The following is a 15464-nucleotide window of genomic DNA, read 5'->3' as shown; positions in this document are numbered from 1 at the left end:
GATTTTAGCTCGGTTCTATAAATGGATTTTCGTAAGAAAGGACTTCTATTTCTAACAGCCCTTCTTCTCTTTGCGGATTGTAGAGGGGGGAAGGATCTGTTAGATCGGGTATGGGATAAGATAGGAGGGGTGATAGGACTTCCTCCGGGTACCTCTTTTCCTTCTCCCGGGTCGGCTCCCGCTCCTGAAGGAAGCGATCTATTCTCCATCTCCACAAATTATAGCCAAGCGATAGACGATCCGAGTACGAAGGCGGATCCTTTATCGGGAGCCTCCTTTATCGCCCCTCCCGAGCCGAATAATTACGGAGCCGTCTCCCTTTCTTATCCGATCCAAGTGACTCCGGGAAGAGCGGGAATACAACCAAATCTCGCAATCTCTTATTCCTCGACTGGAGGAGACGGATGGGCGGGAGTCGGTTGGAATATTGGCTTAGGTGCTATTACCCGCACACCAGAATACGGAGCCTTGTATTACGACTCTCGAGACTTCTTTACTTGGAACGGAAAGAGACTCATCAAAGTTTCCGGCTCTTCGAGTAGCGAAAACGGAACCTATCGAGCCGAAATCACCGACCAGAACGCTCCTATTTTAATATTAACGAATATAGAATCGGGAGGAGTCTGGGAGGTCCGGGATTCTTCCGGAACCAAGACAATTTACGGAGATAACTCCTCTAACCGTATCTATAATCCGGATAAGATCAATCAGACTTATAGTTGGTATCTCTCCAAGGTGGAGGATCGAAACGGGAATTACATGCAGGTTACTTATGATACCTCTCAGTATGCCGTTAAACGAAATCTATATCTGAAGGAAATCAAATATACCGGAAATTCCAGGACTGGAACCTCACCTCGCCAATACGTCCGCTTTAATACGAAGAGCAGGGATGATTCCTATGTTTCCACGGCTCCCGGCTTTCTTATGAAAATGGATCGCCTTCTGGACAGTATAGAAGTCGGCTGGGACGGAGGAAAACTATGGGAATACGATCTGGTCTACGATGTATCTCCCGATTCAGGCAGACCTATTTTAAAAACGGTGGATTCCACTAGAAACACCACGAAGCCGGAGTTCTCTTATCAAACGGCAACTAGAAGTTTATTCTGGCAGAACGTGGTGAACCAAGCATCCAGCGAAATCGAAGTCTCCCCCGAATCCACGGAATATTTCGAAGGGGATTTCAACGGAGACGGTATTTCGGATATCGTATTCTTCAATCCTCAATCCGGAAACTGGAAGGCAGCCGAAGGAAGAAAAGAAGGCGGTTATAATTTCAAGACCTATGCGAATCGGTATAAGAATTATGAAGGAACCGAAAAGATCCGTTTCTTCAAAGGAAACGTAAGCGGAGACTTCAACGGAGACGGAAGATCCGATATCGCATTCTATCTACCCGAGACTCGCGACTTCATCGTAGCGGAGCACGACGGTCGAGTCTTCCAATTCAAGAATTACGGAAGATTAATGGCGGGGATTCCGGATATTTTCAGAATGGAATGGTTTCCGGGAGATTACGACGGAAACGGTCTCACTGATTCGGTATTATTCGACGAACCCACGGGACAATGGACTCTTATGCTGAATAAAGGGGGAAGCTTCGAGTTCCTACGCTTCTCCAGTAAATTCCAGAATCTTTTCCGTGGAGATTATTCTCCGAACGCGAATTTAGACAGCGTGTTCACTACGGATCTTTCCAAAGACGGAATAGATAGAGCCAAGGTGCAGCTTCTCATCGGGGACTATAACGGAGACGGAAGAACCGATATCTCCGTTTACGATTCTCGTAGCGGGAAATGGTTGGTGGGGGAAAATTATCGCAACGATAACTCATCCGATCCCATTTACTTCAAACTACAATGGAAATTGTATAAGGTTTTCACCGCACCCGAACAGACGCTTTTCGGATTCGATCGGTTCTCCGGAGACTTCAATGGAGATGGAACTTCCGACTTTCTTCTCTTCGATCGCTCAAGCGGAGAATGGACCATCGGGGAAACGAGTAACGGAACCATCAATTTCCGAACCTGGTCCAAGGCCCCGCAATTCAAAGAGATCACTCGTTGGCTACAAGGGGATTTTAACGGAGATGGTAGAACCGATATCGGTTTCTTTTCGGTAACCGACGGAAAGTTTTGGATCGGAGAATCCACACTAAACGGATTCCGCTACAAAATTTATAGCGATATGAATTACGGACCCAGTATCGATCGGGTCATGAAAACTCCTCTCCCTCTAGATGAAGTGAAATTGACTCAGAGCGGGGGAACTGTCTATGCGAATTCCAATCAGAAAACTTTAGTATTAAGCTATCTATACGACGGCAATATCAATCCGAACCGGGGAGAAATCGTTTTTCCGGGATGCTTCTCCGCCAACGACTGCTCCGGTTCTCCCGAGCTTTTGATCTATGATCGTAAATCCGCTTCTTTTAATTTCAAACAAGGTACGGGCGTTACAAATCAGGTCTTAACCGGCCTCAATCCGGAAGCGACCGCCAATCCTCTTCTTTTCGGCGGAAAACCTTCCAGGTATAGCAGCGCAGGCAAAGACGAGATTCTATATTATAAAAAGAACGGAAACGTAAATCAGTTTTCTTTGATTAAGAATACGACCGGCACCTCTTTCACTACCTCGAATTTCGCGAGTTTTACCGATACCAACGTCGCTAATTTCAATCTATCCGAGAGCATGTATTTGGTGGATAATTTCGAATCTACTAGTTACAAATCGATTCTTGTTTTGGACGACCAGTCCACCGCCACTCCCGGTTCCGGTAGATTCTATCTAGTAGGGCCTACCGGTACCTCCAAGGCATTGACTCCCGCAACCGACGTAACTTCTTCTTATCTTTTCAATCTATTCCAAAACGGAAGTTCCCAAAATAGACTGAATAAGAAATCCTTCAGTTTCTTTTCGGGAGATTTCACCAATTCCGGAAAGTCTCAGATCCTTTTCGTGGACCGAAGAACGAGTTCCCACAAATGGTATTTGGGAACTATAGGAACTTCTACTATTACGTTCACGCTTCTCGGAACTCAAACCCTTACTCTTGCTGCTTCCGAATACGACTCTAGTCAGGCGGGTTTTTCATACGGACTCTTCCAGGAGACTACAGGCGCAGAATCCATCGTATTTGCGGATCCTTCCGATAGCGGTTTTACTTTCTACAAACTCAGGATCGGGCTAAGCCCTAGTCCTAGCATCTCTATGTCCGCCTATACGGGAGGACTCGTTGGATTTACAGGTCAGTTCGATCATAAGGGAAATCCGATCATCACCTCGAGTGGGGATACGAAGATATACGATATCGCTCAGAATAAAATCGTCTCTCTCCCGACAACAGTGATCCAAAAGAACCTGGATCGTCCGGATCTAATGAGTAAGGTCTATGTGTTTCGTTGGATCCAAGGAGATTATAACGGGGACGGTCTTACGGACATCGGGATCATCCATCTAAAGGAACCCACTTGGTATTTCGCTCTTTCCGACGGGATCGTTCCGGATATCATCAATAAGATCAAGAACGGTATCGGAGGTTGGTACGAATTGGAATATTCCGATTCCACCAAATTCGACAATACCGGGGGAGATGGTGTTCCGGATCTTCCCGGACATTATCGCGTTTGTACTAAGATCACCGTAGATGACGGATTCGGAAATCGCATCCCCAAAACCTACGATTACGAGGGGGGTTATGCATTCTCCGCTTTCATCAACGGTAAAGTGGAAAAGGACTTCTTCGGTTTCGGAAAATTCACCCAGAAAGACGGGTACGGGGTTCGCACGGTTCACACCTACAATAACGTTCCTTATTCTAATTTTATGATGAACCGCGCTCTTGGAGGAGCCGAGAAAGAATCCCATGTGATCGGTTCGGACAACCAGGACTACGGTTCCCGGATCAATACGTACGATGTAAAGGTAATCGATGTGGGAGGAGGACTCACAAGCTATCTCCTCCTTCCGATTAAAACCGATAAGTTCCAGAACGGTACTAAAACCTTAACATCCGAAGTTTCCTTCCAATTCAACGGTTATAATCTTACCAAACAGACGAATTCCGATACAGATTGGTTTTCAGACAGCGCTCATACGAGCACCACTCGGATTACGATCACAGATTATGAAACGGATTCCACGACGAACCAACTGCGCGTGAAGAAGGTGGTAGAATTAGCGGCTTCGGCCAACGAAACCACTACCGTAAAGACTTATGATTCCCAAGGGAATACTATTCGAAAACAAACCAGTTATACCGGAAGCGGTCTTGCTGCAGTATCTCCTAAAATCAACGAGTATACCTATGATCCGCTCGGAAATGTCCTCTCGGAAAAGGATGTTAGCGGGAATCCGGCTCGTGGTTTGGAATACGTATATGATAACGTGCTAAAGCTTTTTGTAACCGAGAAGACTAGTTTCGGAGGTTCTCTCCGTTTTCGGACCCAATACCAGATCGATTATACTTCAGCATTCGGATCTCCTCTCCAGGTCACCGATCCGAACGGTAACAAGAGTTACTACGAATACGATTCGTTTGGACGATCCTTGACGACTAAGGTGGATACGGACGACGGAACCAAGGTCCTTGCCACGTATTCCTATAACGCCTCCTTTCCGTTGAGTGCGAAAAGCGTTCTTCCTGCCGGTGGATGGGATCCTGATTTTGCCACCAGATCCTATGTGGACGGAATCGGAAGAGCGATCTATACCGTAAAGACAGGGTCTGACGGTAAGACCGTGCGAAGCGGAAGAGTGGTGTATGATGCCGCGGGTAGAATGGTTCGTCAGGGACAGGCAGACTGGACCGACTCCAGCGAGCTGGATAATTTCGCTATGCATTTGGAAGAAAAGAATCCTACGAGCTTCGAATACGATGCCATCGGTAGGATCAAGACTTCCACCCTACCTTTGGCGCAGGGAGAAACAAGTCCCACGATTCTTTCCATTACCTACAACGATCCCTATGAAAAGATAGAAATCCATAGTTCAGGAACTAGAAAGCGCAAGGTTACAGACGGTAGAGGGCAAACGCTCTATGTGGAGGATTCGGGAGGGGATGGAATCGTCGCCCAAATCGGATTCTGTTACGATCTCGCGGGAAATCGTACGAAGAAGTCCGACTTGAATGATGGATCTTCCTTGAATTGCAGTAATATTTCCACCGGGATCAACCAAAAAGATATCTCCGGAAAGAACCAAGCCTATTGGGCTTACGACGGATTCGGGAGAGTAAGAGTCCAAAGCGACCCGGATTTCGGAGTAGAAAAGCACGAATACAACTCCTTCGGAGAGGCGGTCAAGACTACGGATGCGATCGGAAGAGTGACCACTCTGGTCTATGATTCCATCGGTCGTATGGTCACGAAGAGAATGCCGGAAGGAGAGATCTATTATACCTATGATTCCCGATCCGGAAGCGAGAATGCTCTCGGCAAACTCGTCCTCGTGGAGGATAGAAACCAGACCAAAACTTTCAGTTATGATAAGTTAGGTAGGGTGAAAAAAGAAACACGCTCCTTCAAGGAAATCCCGCTTAAAAATAGTGACCTGCCATATATTACGGAATATGCATATGACCTTCTCGGAAGGGTGACTAAAATTGATTATCCGGCTCATCCGGTCAATCATTCTCGTCTTAGGGCCTGCTATTCCTATGGGAGTGCAGGGTATATAACTGGCATTTCCGTACAAGTAAATACCAACGGAATCCTTCCAGGGCTTTGTAATAAGACCATCGTAGAGAATATCACATATAATGAGTTCGGACAGACCTCCGCCTTTACTATGGGGAACGGGATAGAAACCAGGTATTATTACGATGAAAAGCTTAGAATGGTCCGTCTGAATTCCTCGGGAGTCGTGGACGGATACAGCGAGACCTTACAAAACGCCGTCTATACCTTTAACAGTAAGAATAACATTACGAGTATTGAAAATACTGGAACTCGATACCAGACTAAGTATGATTTCGCTTACGACGGTCTGAGTCGTCTCACGAATGCCAGCGGATTCTATACGGAACCTGCGGAGACATACACTAAAAAATACCAGCAAAGCTTTGCGTATGCCCTAAACGGAAACCTGAGCGCTAAACGGGTCCATAATCCTGCCGACGGCTCCATTACGGACGAAAGAGTTTATCAATATAATAACCACCAGGCAAGTTATATCGATTCTTCCAAATACGGAAGCGGTACCGTGACCATGGCCTACGATGCCTCGGGGAATATGATCTCCCAGAGGGACAGAGTCTTGGATAAAACCAAGAAAATGGAATATGATTCGGACAACCGACTCATCCGGGTCCGAGACGAAAATAATTATACTGTCGGGCGCTATTGGTACGACGACGGTGGATTCAGGATACACAAAAGCGCTCTCATTCCGGATGGTGCCCAATCCAAACACCAGGAGATTCTTTATCCTAGCAAATTCTACGGACTCGAATACATGGACGAGGAGAATGTTCTCCGATCCATTAATAATATCTACCTAAACGGGGTCCGAATCGCCGCTCTAAACGAAGAAGGAACGGCTGCTTATTATCTCACCGACCAGGTAGACTCCATCTCGCATGTCTTAGATGACCAAGGAAAGACTCTTACTCGGATCCAGAATGATCCGTATGGGGATAGCTTTGTACAGAGAGGCAATCTGAACTTCTCCCCTAAATTTAACTCTCAGGAACTGGACCAAGAGAGTGGTTTTTATTTTTATAATGCACGCTATTATGATGCAAGTATTGCGAGGTTTGTCACCGCGGATTCGATTATCGACGGACAGGAAGACACGCAAGGCTGGAACCGTTATATGTATGTCCGGGGGAATCCGATCCATGCGAAGGATCCGACCGGGCACATAACGATCGAAGGGTTCCTTCCTTCAAGAGTGTCTGAACATCTTAAAAATGGTTTAGGAACAATGAGCGCAGATGCGACTGCGAAAAATTTGGCAACCCCTCATTTAGGTGATTTGATAATTAAGGGAGAGGGAAAAGTCAAGATAGGAATTCTTAAGAGCGGATTATATTTCTTAGATAAAAATGGAATTATTGCGGAAAGAATGACTCCGAAGACAGCAGAAAAGGTCTTAACTTATCTACTGAACAATACTGATAATGAACACGTCGTTAAATATTTAGCTAAGTATCGAATTGCCAAAATTGCCGATATTAGTAAGTATTTGGCGAGGGCGTTTAATAAAGGTGATGAAGTTGCTGAAAGGAAGGCTGCTAAATTGCTTGCCCAAAAAGCGGGAACTAAAGGCGCCGGAAGATTAGCCTTGTTCTTTACTGGAGTTGGAGTTGTTATTAATGCTGCTATCGAAGGGCTTTCTGCCGATGACCTTAATCCAAGACACGAATTAGATGAAGATGAGCGAGAATTTGAGATGTTTGACTATGATGGCGTTGCTAAAGATTCTCATTCTTCTTATATGAAAACTTGGAAAGATGGAGAGGGCGATAAATGGATCGATAAAATGCTTGAAACCAGAAGGAGAGAGCATGGAATTAAGAAAATACAAAAAGATGATGAATGATCCGAGCAGCATAGCCAATGTTTTTTAAGAAAAAGGATGAGCAGATCATCGGGTGGCTTCCCGTGCAGAAGCCGATTTTTGGATTAACGGACTTAGATTCGGTTGGCAAAAATAGTCTACAAGAAGTCGAACGGGAAGTCGAAGGAATTCTCTACGGGACAAGCATCGTTAAGGTCGAGTTCGTTTTAACCGATAGGGAGCGTGTTTTAGCTAAAAATAATACTCCCGTTTATTATTTACGTTTAAGGTTTAGTAATGGGTCAGTTTTTCGCTTAGATTTACAGGATAGATTTTGGTGGAAGTCACGTACAAACGAGCTGTGGGTGAATAATCAAGTATATGAAATTAAACGTCCTAGATATGGTATATTTGCATTTTTAAAGATAAAAATCAAACAAATGCTAGGAATAGAGGAATCAATCACGGACGTGTTAGAAAGGCTTAAAAGTGAAGGTCATGAATTGTAGATGCACGTAATTAGAAGCTTTAATGTTGTTTGGGATAACTGTATATCATAATAAGCCACTGGCCTAGTGAAGATATAAGTAACATATTTAATTTGTTTCTGTGCTAATTTTTCTTTAAATCAAGATTATTAATATTTTGTAAGCGGCTAATCAAGCACAGGTAACTTGTATTGTGGTAAATCCTGACAAGAAAGATCTGTACAGAGCTAGTATTCACCTTACACTTCTCCTGAACGCTCGTTCTAATTTTCTGGTTGGTCGACCTCCAATTCTTTTGTCTTAATCCCTTCGACGAAGACTTGAAATGGAGTTCTTCCATTCATGTTTCTACCTTGATGGGCTCGCTTGTAATTGTGTTCATCAAAGAAGATTTCCAAATCGATCTGCATTTCTTCAATTGACTCGTAGAATTTTGTTCTGCCTGCGATCCTGAAATGCTCATCGAGTAAAGTTCTGTGAAGACGTTCAACGTATCCGTTGCTTTGAGGTCTCCGAACTTTAGTGGTTCGATGTTCTATGTCTTCTAATTGAAGAAATAATTCGAATGGATGTTGATCCTCTCTTCCACAATACTCACGACCATTATCGGTAAGGATTGTCTGGACTTTAACGTTATGTTCTTCGAAGAAAGGATGAACATCGTTGTTAAGAGTTTGTACGGCGGTAACTGGGATCTTGTTATTGAATAGTCTTCCCCATGCGAATCTGCTATGATAATCGATTACGGTTTGCAGATAGACTCTTCCTACACCTTTTAAGGATCCAACCATGAAAGTGTCTATAGATACTAATTCTCCTGTAGAATCAGCCTGTATGTGCCTTTCTCTGTATTCTGGATCGAATTTTTCAAGGAGTCGGATTTGATTTTCGCTGAGAGGGATGATCTTATCTTTGTTATGTTCTTCGAGCCTTAAAAGCCTTTGGTGTTTGGTTACCAGTTTATTTCTTGTCCAAACACCTCTGACTCCACCTGAACTTACTTTAACTCCTTTAAGACTGAGTTGTTGAGCAACCTTCAGGCATCCATGAGTGGGGTGATGTAATGAATACTCTAAGACCTCTTTCTCTATCTCCTCGCTGACTCGATTCGGATGTGGGCCGATTGCTCCAGGTATTCTATCTAAGAGTCCTTCTGCTCCGTAAGTTTGGAAGTTTCTTCGGATTTCGTAAAACTGCTGACGGGAATATCCCATGATCTTACAGGCCTTACTTACATTCTCTAATTCATTCGCAAGCTCTAATGAATTTAGCTTTCTTCTAGTCGCTTTTACTGTTGCATTGGTATTGGTGGTCATCGGTTTTTCCTGATGTGAATAATTTTGTTGTTAAAATCATTTTTCTTTCAGAAGAAGCTGTGGCCACCGGTTTTTAGATGACTGTAAGGCGAATACTAGCTCAGCACAAAAAGTCGGATCGATAAATGCGATAGGGGCTTTCCACTACCGTATATCCGGAAAAGGGGGATCATTTCTTGGCACTCCGCCTTTTAAGCTCCCGGAGAAGGCGATAAGCCATAAATTCGTCGATAACGTTTGCGGACTCACTGAGGGAGCTTTTTCTGGTGACATTCCTGGCGGGCTCAGCAGCCTGTAGGAACTCCCTCATGGAAACCTACTCGGTCCAAAAGATTCTATCCTCCAAGAAAATAGGAAGTTCCTGGCCTCTTCTTGTCGAGACTACCGCAGGTAAATATATCCTGAAACTTTCCGGAACCGGGCAAGGGCAGGGAGTCTTGGTTTCCGAAGTCATCGCCGGAGATCTAGCGGATCGTCTGGAATTGCCTACCCCGAGAAGAATTTTACTCGAGCTGGGGCCGGATCTGATTTCGGAGGACGAGGATCCAGAACTTGTCCGACTTTTGCGGAATAGTATAGGAATAAATCTGGGCTTCGAGTATATACCCTATGCAAAATCCATTTTAGAAGATCCGGAATTTCTAATGGATGATTGGGAATCCTCGAAGGTCCTATGGTTCGATTGGTTGATCGAGAATCCGGATAGAACTCGAACTAATCCGAATATCATCGTCCGGGAAAGGAACTATTGGTTGATAGATCACGGAGCCGCTTTTCCTTTCCAATACAATCTTTCCGGATTAACGGAATATGCTCCGACTCGGCCTTGGCTCCGGGCTAAAGACCATCTATTTTACGATTATGTAAATCGTTTACGGGAAGTGCATATATTAAATGCGGAGAAATTGACTTTCTCTGATTTGGAAATAGTGACCTGGGGAGTTCCCGACGAGTTTTTGCAAGGAAAAGGTTATCGCCTCTCTTACGACGAAATTTCCAGAAAGAAGGAAATGTTCGCCGCCTATCTCTGGAAAAGGATCAAAGGTTTTGTCATAAGCGGATTCTGAGATCCCTAAAACAAATCCTTGATCGCCTGCCAAAGTCTTGCGTATTCTCTTCTTTTTTCCTCTTTGTCTTTTAGTTTAAGTAGGGTCTTGTTGAAACCGTTGGTCCCCTGTATGTGAACACGGTTTTCGTTCAATACCTCTAACTCGTAATAGATTCCGTCCACTTGGTAAGTGTAGTTCAGAATACTGGTGGATTTAAGCGGAATTTCCTTATCCCCTAATATCGCCTTTGCGTTTCGAAAATCCAAAGTGATACATTGGGTTTCCTTAATCATCGGCTCGCAGAATTTTCCCGCAGGAGGCGGAACAGGTTTCATTCCGCATTTTACGAGCAGTAATATTACAAATAAGGAAAACTTCTTCATGTCTTTATTCCTCAATTGGGAGCTTGGTTTTTAACGTGGGATTTTTGGCGATAATCTCCCTTGCTAATTGCAAAAGTTCCTCTTTTCGGTCTCCCGAATTCGGATAGTATTCTTCCAATAGGGCTATCGCTTTAGGAGATAAGTTTTGGTAAAAAAAGATCTTCGCTTCCAGGATCCGAGAGCTTCCGGTCAGAAAATCTTCGTTCGTATTCTTCACTCTTCGTAAAAAAGCCAGGGAAGAGACGTATTGCCCCGCCCTGAATTCGGAAAGCGCGAGTAAGAAGTCCGATTCTCTTGCGGAAAGCAGTAAGGAGCCCGAGATTTCCGTTTGGGACAGAATCTTTCTTAAAAACTCGGTGTTTCCGGAAAGCGCACTTCCTACAAGACAGGTCCAGGCATATCCCGCTTTCAATTCCGGGTTTAGTTTTTCGGGATCTATGGACACGAGTAGTTTGTTCAATGCGGAGCGGCTTAGCTTTTGGCGAATCGCCTCTCCGAAGGCGATCAGATAACGGTTGTCGGTGGACTCGGCAAATTCGGGATCCACTGCCTGGGCCCTTAAAGCTTGTCGATAGGATTCCTCCACGACGGATACATAGGATGCGTCCTGCTCTAAAAATTCTTCGAATCCGGTGTAAGCGATTTTGGAAAGAGTGACCGAATCGAAACGGAAGCCCAATAACAGAAATTCGTAATATCCAGAAAGTGCGGAGTAGTGATAGGAAATTCCTTCTTTAGGATTGGAGGATAGGAAATCCTTGGCCACAGATCGGAACTCCTTGATTTCTCCCTCTCTGGGCTCTCCTTTTACGAGTCCGTCTTGTAGGATCTTTCTCTCTTTTTCGAGTAGAAGCCTTCTATCTCCTGCAAATAGATTTTTGATATCCTGGCGGAAGAAGAACGCGATTCCTCCCAAGGCTAAGGCCAATAGGAAAAATATCAAAGGCTTATAATTCGCTTTTTTTCTATAACTTCTGTGGTGAGCCTGGTAGAGCATGTATCTGACAGATTTTCCCGAAAGCCAAAGTCTTTCACTTATTTTTTAGGATCCGATGCCTTCTCCCGCTTGACTCCCAACCGGCCCTTGGATTCCGTGTTCATATGCCTTATAATTATGATTTTGACGAGGATTACGAAACAGAAGGCGACGAGGATTTCTTAGACGAAGAGGCCGTCACCTTCGTCTGCGAAGATTGCGATCATCGTTGGGAAGGTGACTTCGAAAACTCCTTCGACGGTCCGGAAGGTCATATTTGCTCCATGTGCGGTTCTTCCAACGTAATCGAACTCTAATCTTCCGACGGTATCTCCCCGATTTGCGGGAGAGGTCTAAATCCGTCCTTGCGTTTCTTTTCATTCTTTTTTTCGTATCGAGGTCCTCGTACGGAGTGGACTTCGAAGAAGTATACGAATATTATAAAAAAGGAAATTATAACACTCTGGTTCGGGCTTCCCGCCAGGAGCTTCGATCGGGAGAAGTGGATTATAAGATTCTACTCTTGTATGTGGCTTCGGAGTCCAATTTGGAAGAGATAGATAAGACTCTGACTAGTATCTATTCCCGCACCAAGTCCCAGCCCGCCATCTTCTACAATTCAGTATATCTGTTTTTGGAAAGGGCGCTTGTGCTGGAGGCTTACGAAGCGGGTTCTCGTTGGGGAAAGATTTTCTTGGATAAGGGAGAATCGTCCATCCGGTACGGGGAAGGTGTTTACACTTACGCCTGCATTCTATATTCTTCCCAGGATTACAATTCTTCCCGGGAAATTTTGGAGTACGTGAAATCGGTTCCCCGGGATTCCAAATTAGGCAAACGGATCCGAATCCTGGAGATGAGTTTGGATCGCGTAAAAGAGGGGAAATGAAACCTGTAAAGAAAGGAAAAGGCCTTAGGATTCAAACCGGAGAATTAAAGGGGAGGGCGATCCCTTCCGTAATTACCGGCGAAGGAAAGAGCAATTTCACTCCCGGAATTATTAAGAAATCTTTATTCGATATCCTGGAATCCCTACAACTGCAGGGCCGGCTGGATTTGGGAAATTCGGCATTTATAGATCTGTTTGCCGGATCGGGGCAGATCGGAATCGAATCTTTAAGCCGCGGATTCGCTCGAGCCGTTTTTTTGGAATTGGCTTGGGATAGATACGAAGGCCTCCAGTCCGTTTTGCAAAAATTAGGGAAACCTTATCTTCTTCTCCGTAAGGACGCATTTCGTTTTCATAAAGGCTTCGATATTCCCGAAGCCAATAAGGTTTTCTTTTTGGATCCTCCTTATTCTTTCTGGGAAAAGAAAGCCGCCAAAATCAAGGCTATGGTGGATGACATCGCGGAGAACGAGCCCGGAGTCGCGGCAATCATCGTTCAGGCTCCCTCTGCTCTGGATTGGGAAGAATATTCTCCTCGTTCTTTCGGTAGGAACACTCTGAATGTTCGCATTCTGGTCTGATTTTAAAAAGAATTTCGCTCATTCCTTTCTCTCCGGAAATCCCTGGATTCACACCGGGATTTTCGTGCTTTCTCTTTCTTTAATCTGCCTATTGACGAATACCTCTCTCCATGTAATGGGAGTGGATATCAGCGAATTCGTTTCTCTTTTTTACGGGCTACTTCCGCTCTTGCTGCGGGATGTCACAGGTATTTTAGCTTCTTCTTATGCTTTTTTTCTGGGTGTACTCCTGGTCTCCTTAGGGTCGGAATATCATAACTGGAGAAAGGGGGAGAATCTTTCTCCGAAAAAGATTTATTTTATTCTATTCTTCGTTTTGATTCTTTTATTCGTCCATTCGGTCGCGGAATATCCGCAAGTATACGGTGAATTTTTCTATTATAGGCATTCCTGGGCCTTGGACCTTCTTTATTTTATAACGGATCATCTATCTCCTTGGCTCTCCCGAGCGGTCTTGGCGATTTTTCTTTCCGTTCTGATTCTTAAGGCCTTTCTCCTATTTTGGAAGAATCGACAATATGAGCTCCTAGTTAGATATTTCATTTTTATAATTCTGTTTTATTTTTTTCACAGGTTGGGATCCGCCTGGGGGGTCTTGACTGCCTGTTTTTTTTACTCCCGTAATTTTTCCTTTCGCGATTCAAAAAACGATCTGGTAGTAATTTCGATTTTAGTTATAGGTTTAGGCCTTTCTTTTCTATCTTCTTTCGGAATCAAAAAAAGTGTGGAGAGGGATTTTGCGTTTCCGATCGCTAAGTCTTCCAAAAAGATAAATGTCTTAATTCTATCTGCGGATAGCATCCGTCAGGACCAGCTCGGTTTCGTGAGGGGAGAAGAGGATCTAACCCCGAACATAGATTCTCTCGCTAAGGAATCTATGGTCTTTTGGGACCACCATACCACGATTCCTAGAACCTTTCCTGCCTGGGCGGATCTTCTAAGCGGTAGATATTCCTTCGAACATGGAATCCAGGATATGTTTCCGGATAGAAAGGATAGATCGCTTTTGGGTTCTTCTTTCGCGACCCTTCCCGCGATCTTGGATCATACCCATTCCACTTCGGTGGTATCCTCTTTTGCGGGAGATATTTTTCCCAGGGCGAACTGGGGATTTCGGGAAGTTTACGCTCCGAATTTCAACGCGGAGACTTTAACACAACAGAGGACGATAGAGTCTCAGGTGTTTTTTCTTCCAGTTCTCACGGGTTCTTTTTTCGGAGGAGGGGAATATCAATCCTCCGTTAGATCTCTTCCTACATTGGGCGACGATTCCAGGATTCTTCCGGATTTGTTTTCTAGATTCAAAAAGAAGAATATTCCTTTTTTCAGCGTATTCTTCTCCTCCGTAACTCATTTTCCTTACAGTCCGCCGTATCCGTTTTATAAGCAGGGGACCGATCCGAATTATTACGGTTTTTCTAAATATTTCCGTTTCGTGGATCCGAGCAATTCGGAGCGTCCGGACGAGAAGGAGCAGGAGCAGATCCGCGAGGTATATCGCTCCTCTCTAAAGGCCTTCGACTCTTCCGTGGGAAAGATCCTACAAAATCTGAAGGATCGGGGGCTCTACGAAGAGACTCTCATTATTCTCACATCCGACCACGGAGAATCCCTCTTCGAAGAGGACCATAGTCACGGGCATGGAGAACATTTGAGAGGAGAGGGTGTGACCAAGGTCCCGCTTCTCATCAAGTATCCGAATTCCTCTCCCAAGGCGAGAAGGGGGAACTTCCGGGGAATCACGAGTCATCTGGACATTCTTCCTACAATTCTTTCCATCCTGGAAACGGACCCGGAGTCCCGCCCTAAAGGACCGGGGCGGGATCTAAGCTCTCTAGGTTCCGAGGAATTCTGGAAGCAGGATAGGATGGTTTATTCGGAGACAGGGATCTGGTTTTCGGATAGAGGGGATCATTTCTTCCAGAAGCATCGGATTCGTTATCCGAATATCTTGGAATTGCATACAATCGATCCGGAGGACGGAAATAGCGTGACCGTTTCGGATCCTTATGCTAAGGAAACGGTCTTATTTTCCAAACATAGAATGGTCCAGAACGGAGCCCGTAAGTTGATTTACGTTCCTTCTCCCGACGGAGTTCGATATTTCTGTTACGACCGTAAGAGGGACCCCTGGAATACGAATCCTCTACCGGTCGCGATTTGTTCGGACTTAAGATCGGAGCTGGATAGAATTCTACTCGGATCAGGATATTGGAAAAAAGCCGGAGAATATTTCGTTCCTAAAGCCGAGGATTGAACCGGAGGGAGGGATTCCTCTC

10 protein-coding genes are annotated in these 15464 nt (G+C 44.8%); 7 read left to right on the top strand and 3 right to left on the bottom strand.

What is annotated here, in order from left to right; all coding sequences use genetic code 11:
- Positions 1–21: 21 nt before the first annotated feature.
- Positions 22–7545, top strand: a complete 7524-nt coding sequence (locus LEP1GSC061_RS03130) for a SpvB/TcaC N-terminal domain-containing protein (RefSeq protein WP_016544141.1) — start codon at positions 22–24, stop codon at positions 7543–7545.
- Between the two features lie 17 nt (positions 7546–7562).
- Positions 7563–8012 (top strand): hypothetical protein, encoded by a 450-nt coding sequence (locus LEP1GSC061_RS03125; RefSeq protein WP_040507686.1) that lies wholly within the window; start codon positions 7563–7565, stop codon positions 8010–8012.
- A gap of 242 nt (positions 8013–8254) precedes the next feature.
- Here LEP1GSC061_RS03125 and LEP1GSC061_RS03120 read toward each other — a convergent pair whose 3' ends face one another.
- Entirely contained in the window at positions 8255–9307 is a 1053-nt protein-coding gene (locus LEP1GSC061_RS03120) for an IS481 family transposase (protein ID WP_016543982.1), read from the bottom strand.
- A 308-nt stretch (positions 9308–9615) separates the two neighbouring features.
- Between LEP1GSC061_RS03120 and LEP1GSC061_RS03115 the strand changes: the two genes are divergently transcribed.
- Positions 9616–10374, top strand: coding sequence for a HipA family kinase (locus tag LEP1GSC061_RS03115; protein WP_016543516.1), 759 nt, complete (start codon positions 9616–9618; stop codon positions 10372–10374).
- A 5-nt stretch (positions 10375–10379) separates the two neighbouring features.
- On the opposite strand, the gene LEP1GSC061_RS03110 is transcribed toward LEP1GSC061_RS03115, so the two are convergent.
- Positions 10380–10739: an LIC12806 family lipoprotein gene (locus LEP1GSC061_RS03110; RefSeq protein ID WP_016543649.1), complete on the bottom strand. Its 360-nt coding sequence runs from the start codon at positions 10737–10739 to the stop codon at positions 10380–10382.
- Positions 10740–10743: 4 nt separating this feature from the next.
- Entirely contained in the window at positions 10744–11736 is a 993-nt protein-coding gene (locus LEP1GSC061_RS03105; protein ID WP_016543397.1) for a hypothetical protein, read from the bottom strand.
- A gap of 104 nt (positions 11737–11840) precedes the next feature.
- Here LEP1GSC061_RS03105 and LEP1GSC061_RS03100 point away from each other — a divergent pair, with 104 nt between their 5' ends.
- Genes LEP1GSC061_RS03100 through LEP1GSC061_RS03085 form a run of 4 tightly spaced genes read left to right on the top strand, consistent with a single transcriptional unit; the run spans position 11841 to position 15442 of the window.
- A complete protein-coding gene (locus LEP1GSC061_RS03100) occupies positions 11841–12032 on the top strand; it encodes a hypothetical protein (RefSeq protein ID WP_016543514.1) in 192 nt (63 codons plus the stop codon).
- A 23-nt stretch (positions 12033–12055) separates the two neighbouring features.
- Entirely contained in the window at positions 12056–12604 is a 549-nt protein-coding gene (locus LEP1GSC061_RS03095; RefSeq protein ID WP_016543971.1) for a hypothetical protein, read from the top strand.
- Complete coding sequence (locus LEP1GSC061_RS03090) at positions 12601–13185, top strand: RsmD family RNA methyltransferase (RefSeq protein WP_016544119.1); 585 nt, start codon at positions 12601–12603, stop codon at positions 13183–13185. The genes LEP1GSC061_RS03095 and LEP1GSC061_RS03090 overlap by 4 nt, the downstream gene beginning before the upstream one ends.
- Positions 13166–15442, top strand: coding sequence for a sulfatase-like hydrolase/transferase (locus LEP1GSC061_RS03085; protein WP_016543844.1), 2277 nt, complete (start codon positions 13166–13168; stop codon positions 15440–15442). Before LEP1GSC061_RS03090 ends, LEP1GSC061_RS03085 begins: the two co-directional genes overlap by 20 nt.
- Positions 15443–15464: the final 22 nt, after the last annotated feature.

The organism is Leptospira wolffii serovar Khorat str. Khorat-H2 (assembly GCF_000306115.2).
Classification (GTDB): Bacteria; Spirochaetota; Leptospiria; order Leptospirales; family Leptospiraceae; genus Leptospira_B; species Leptospira_B wolffii.
The sequence above is the reverse complement of the archived record's forward strand: the minus strand, read 5'-3'. Positions and strand labels throughout refer to the sequence as shown.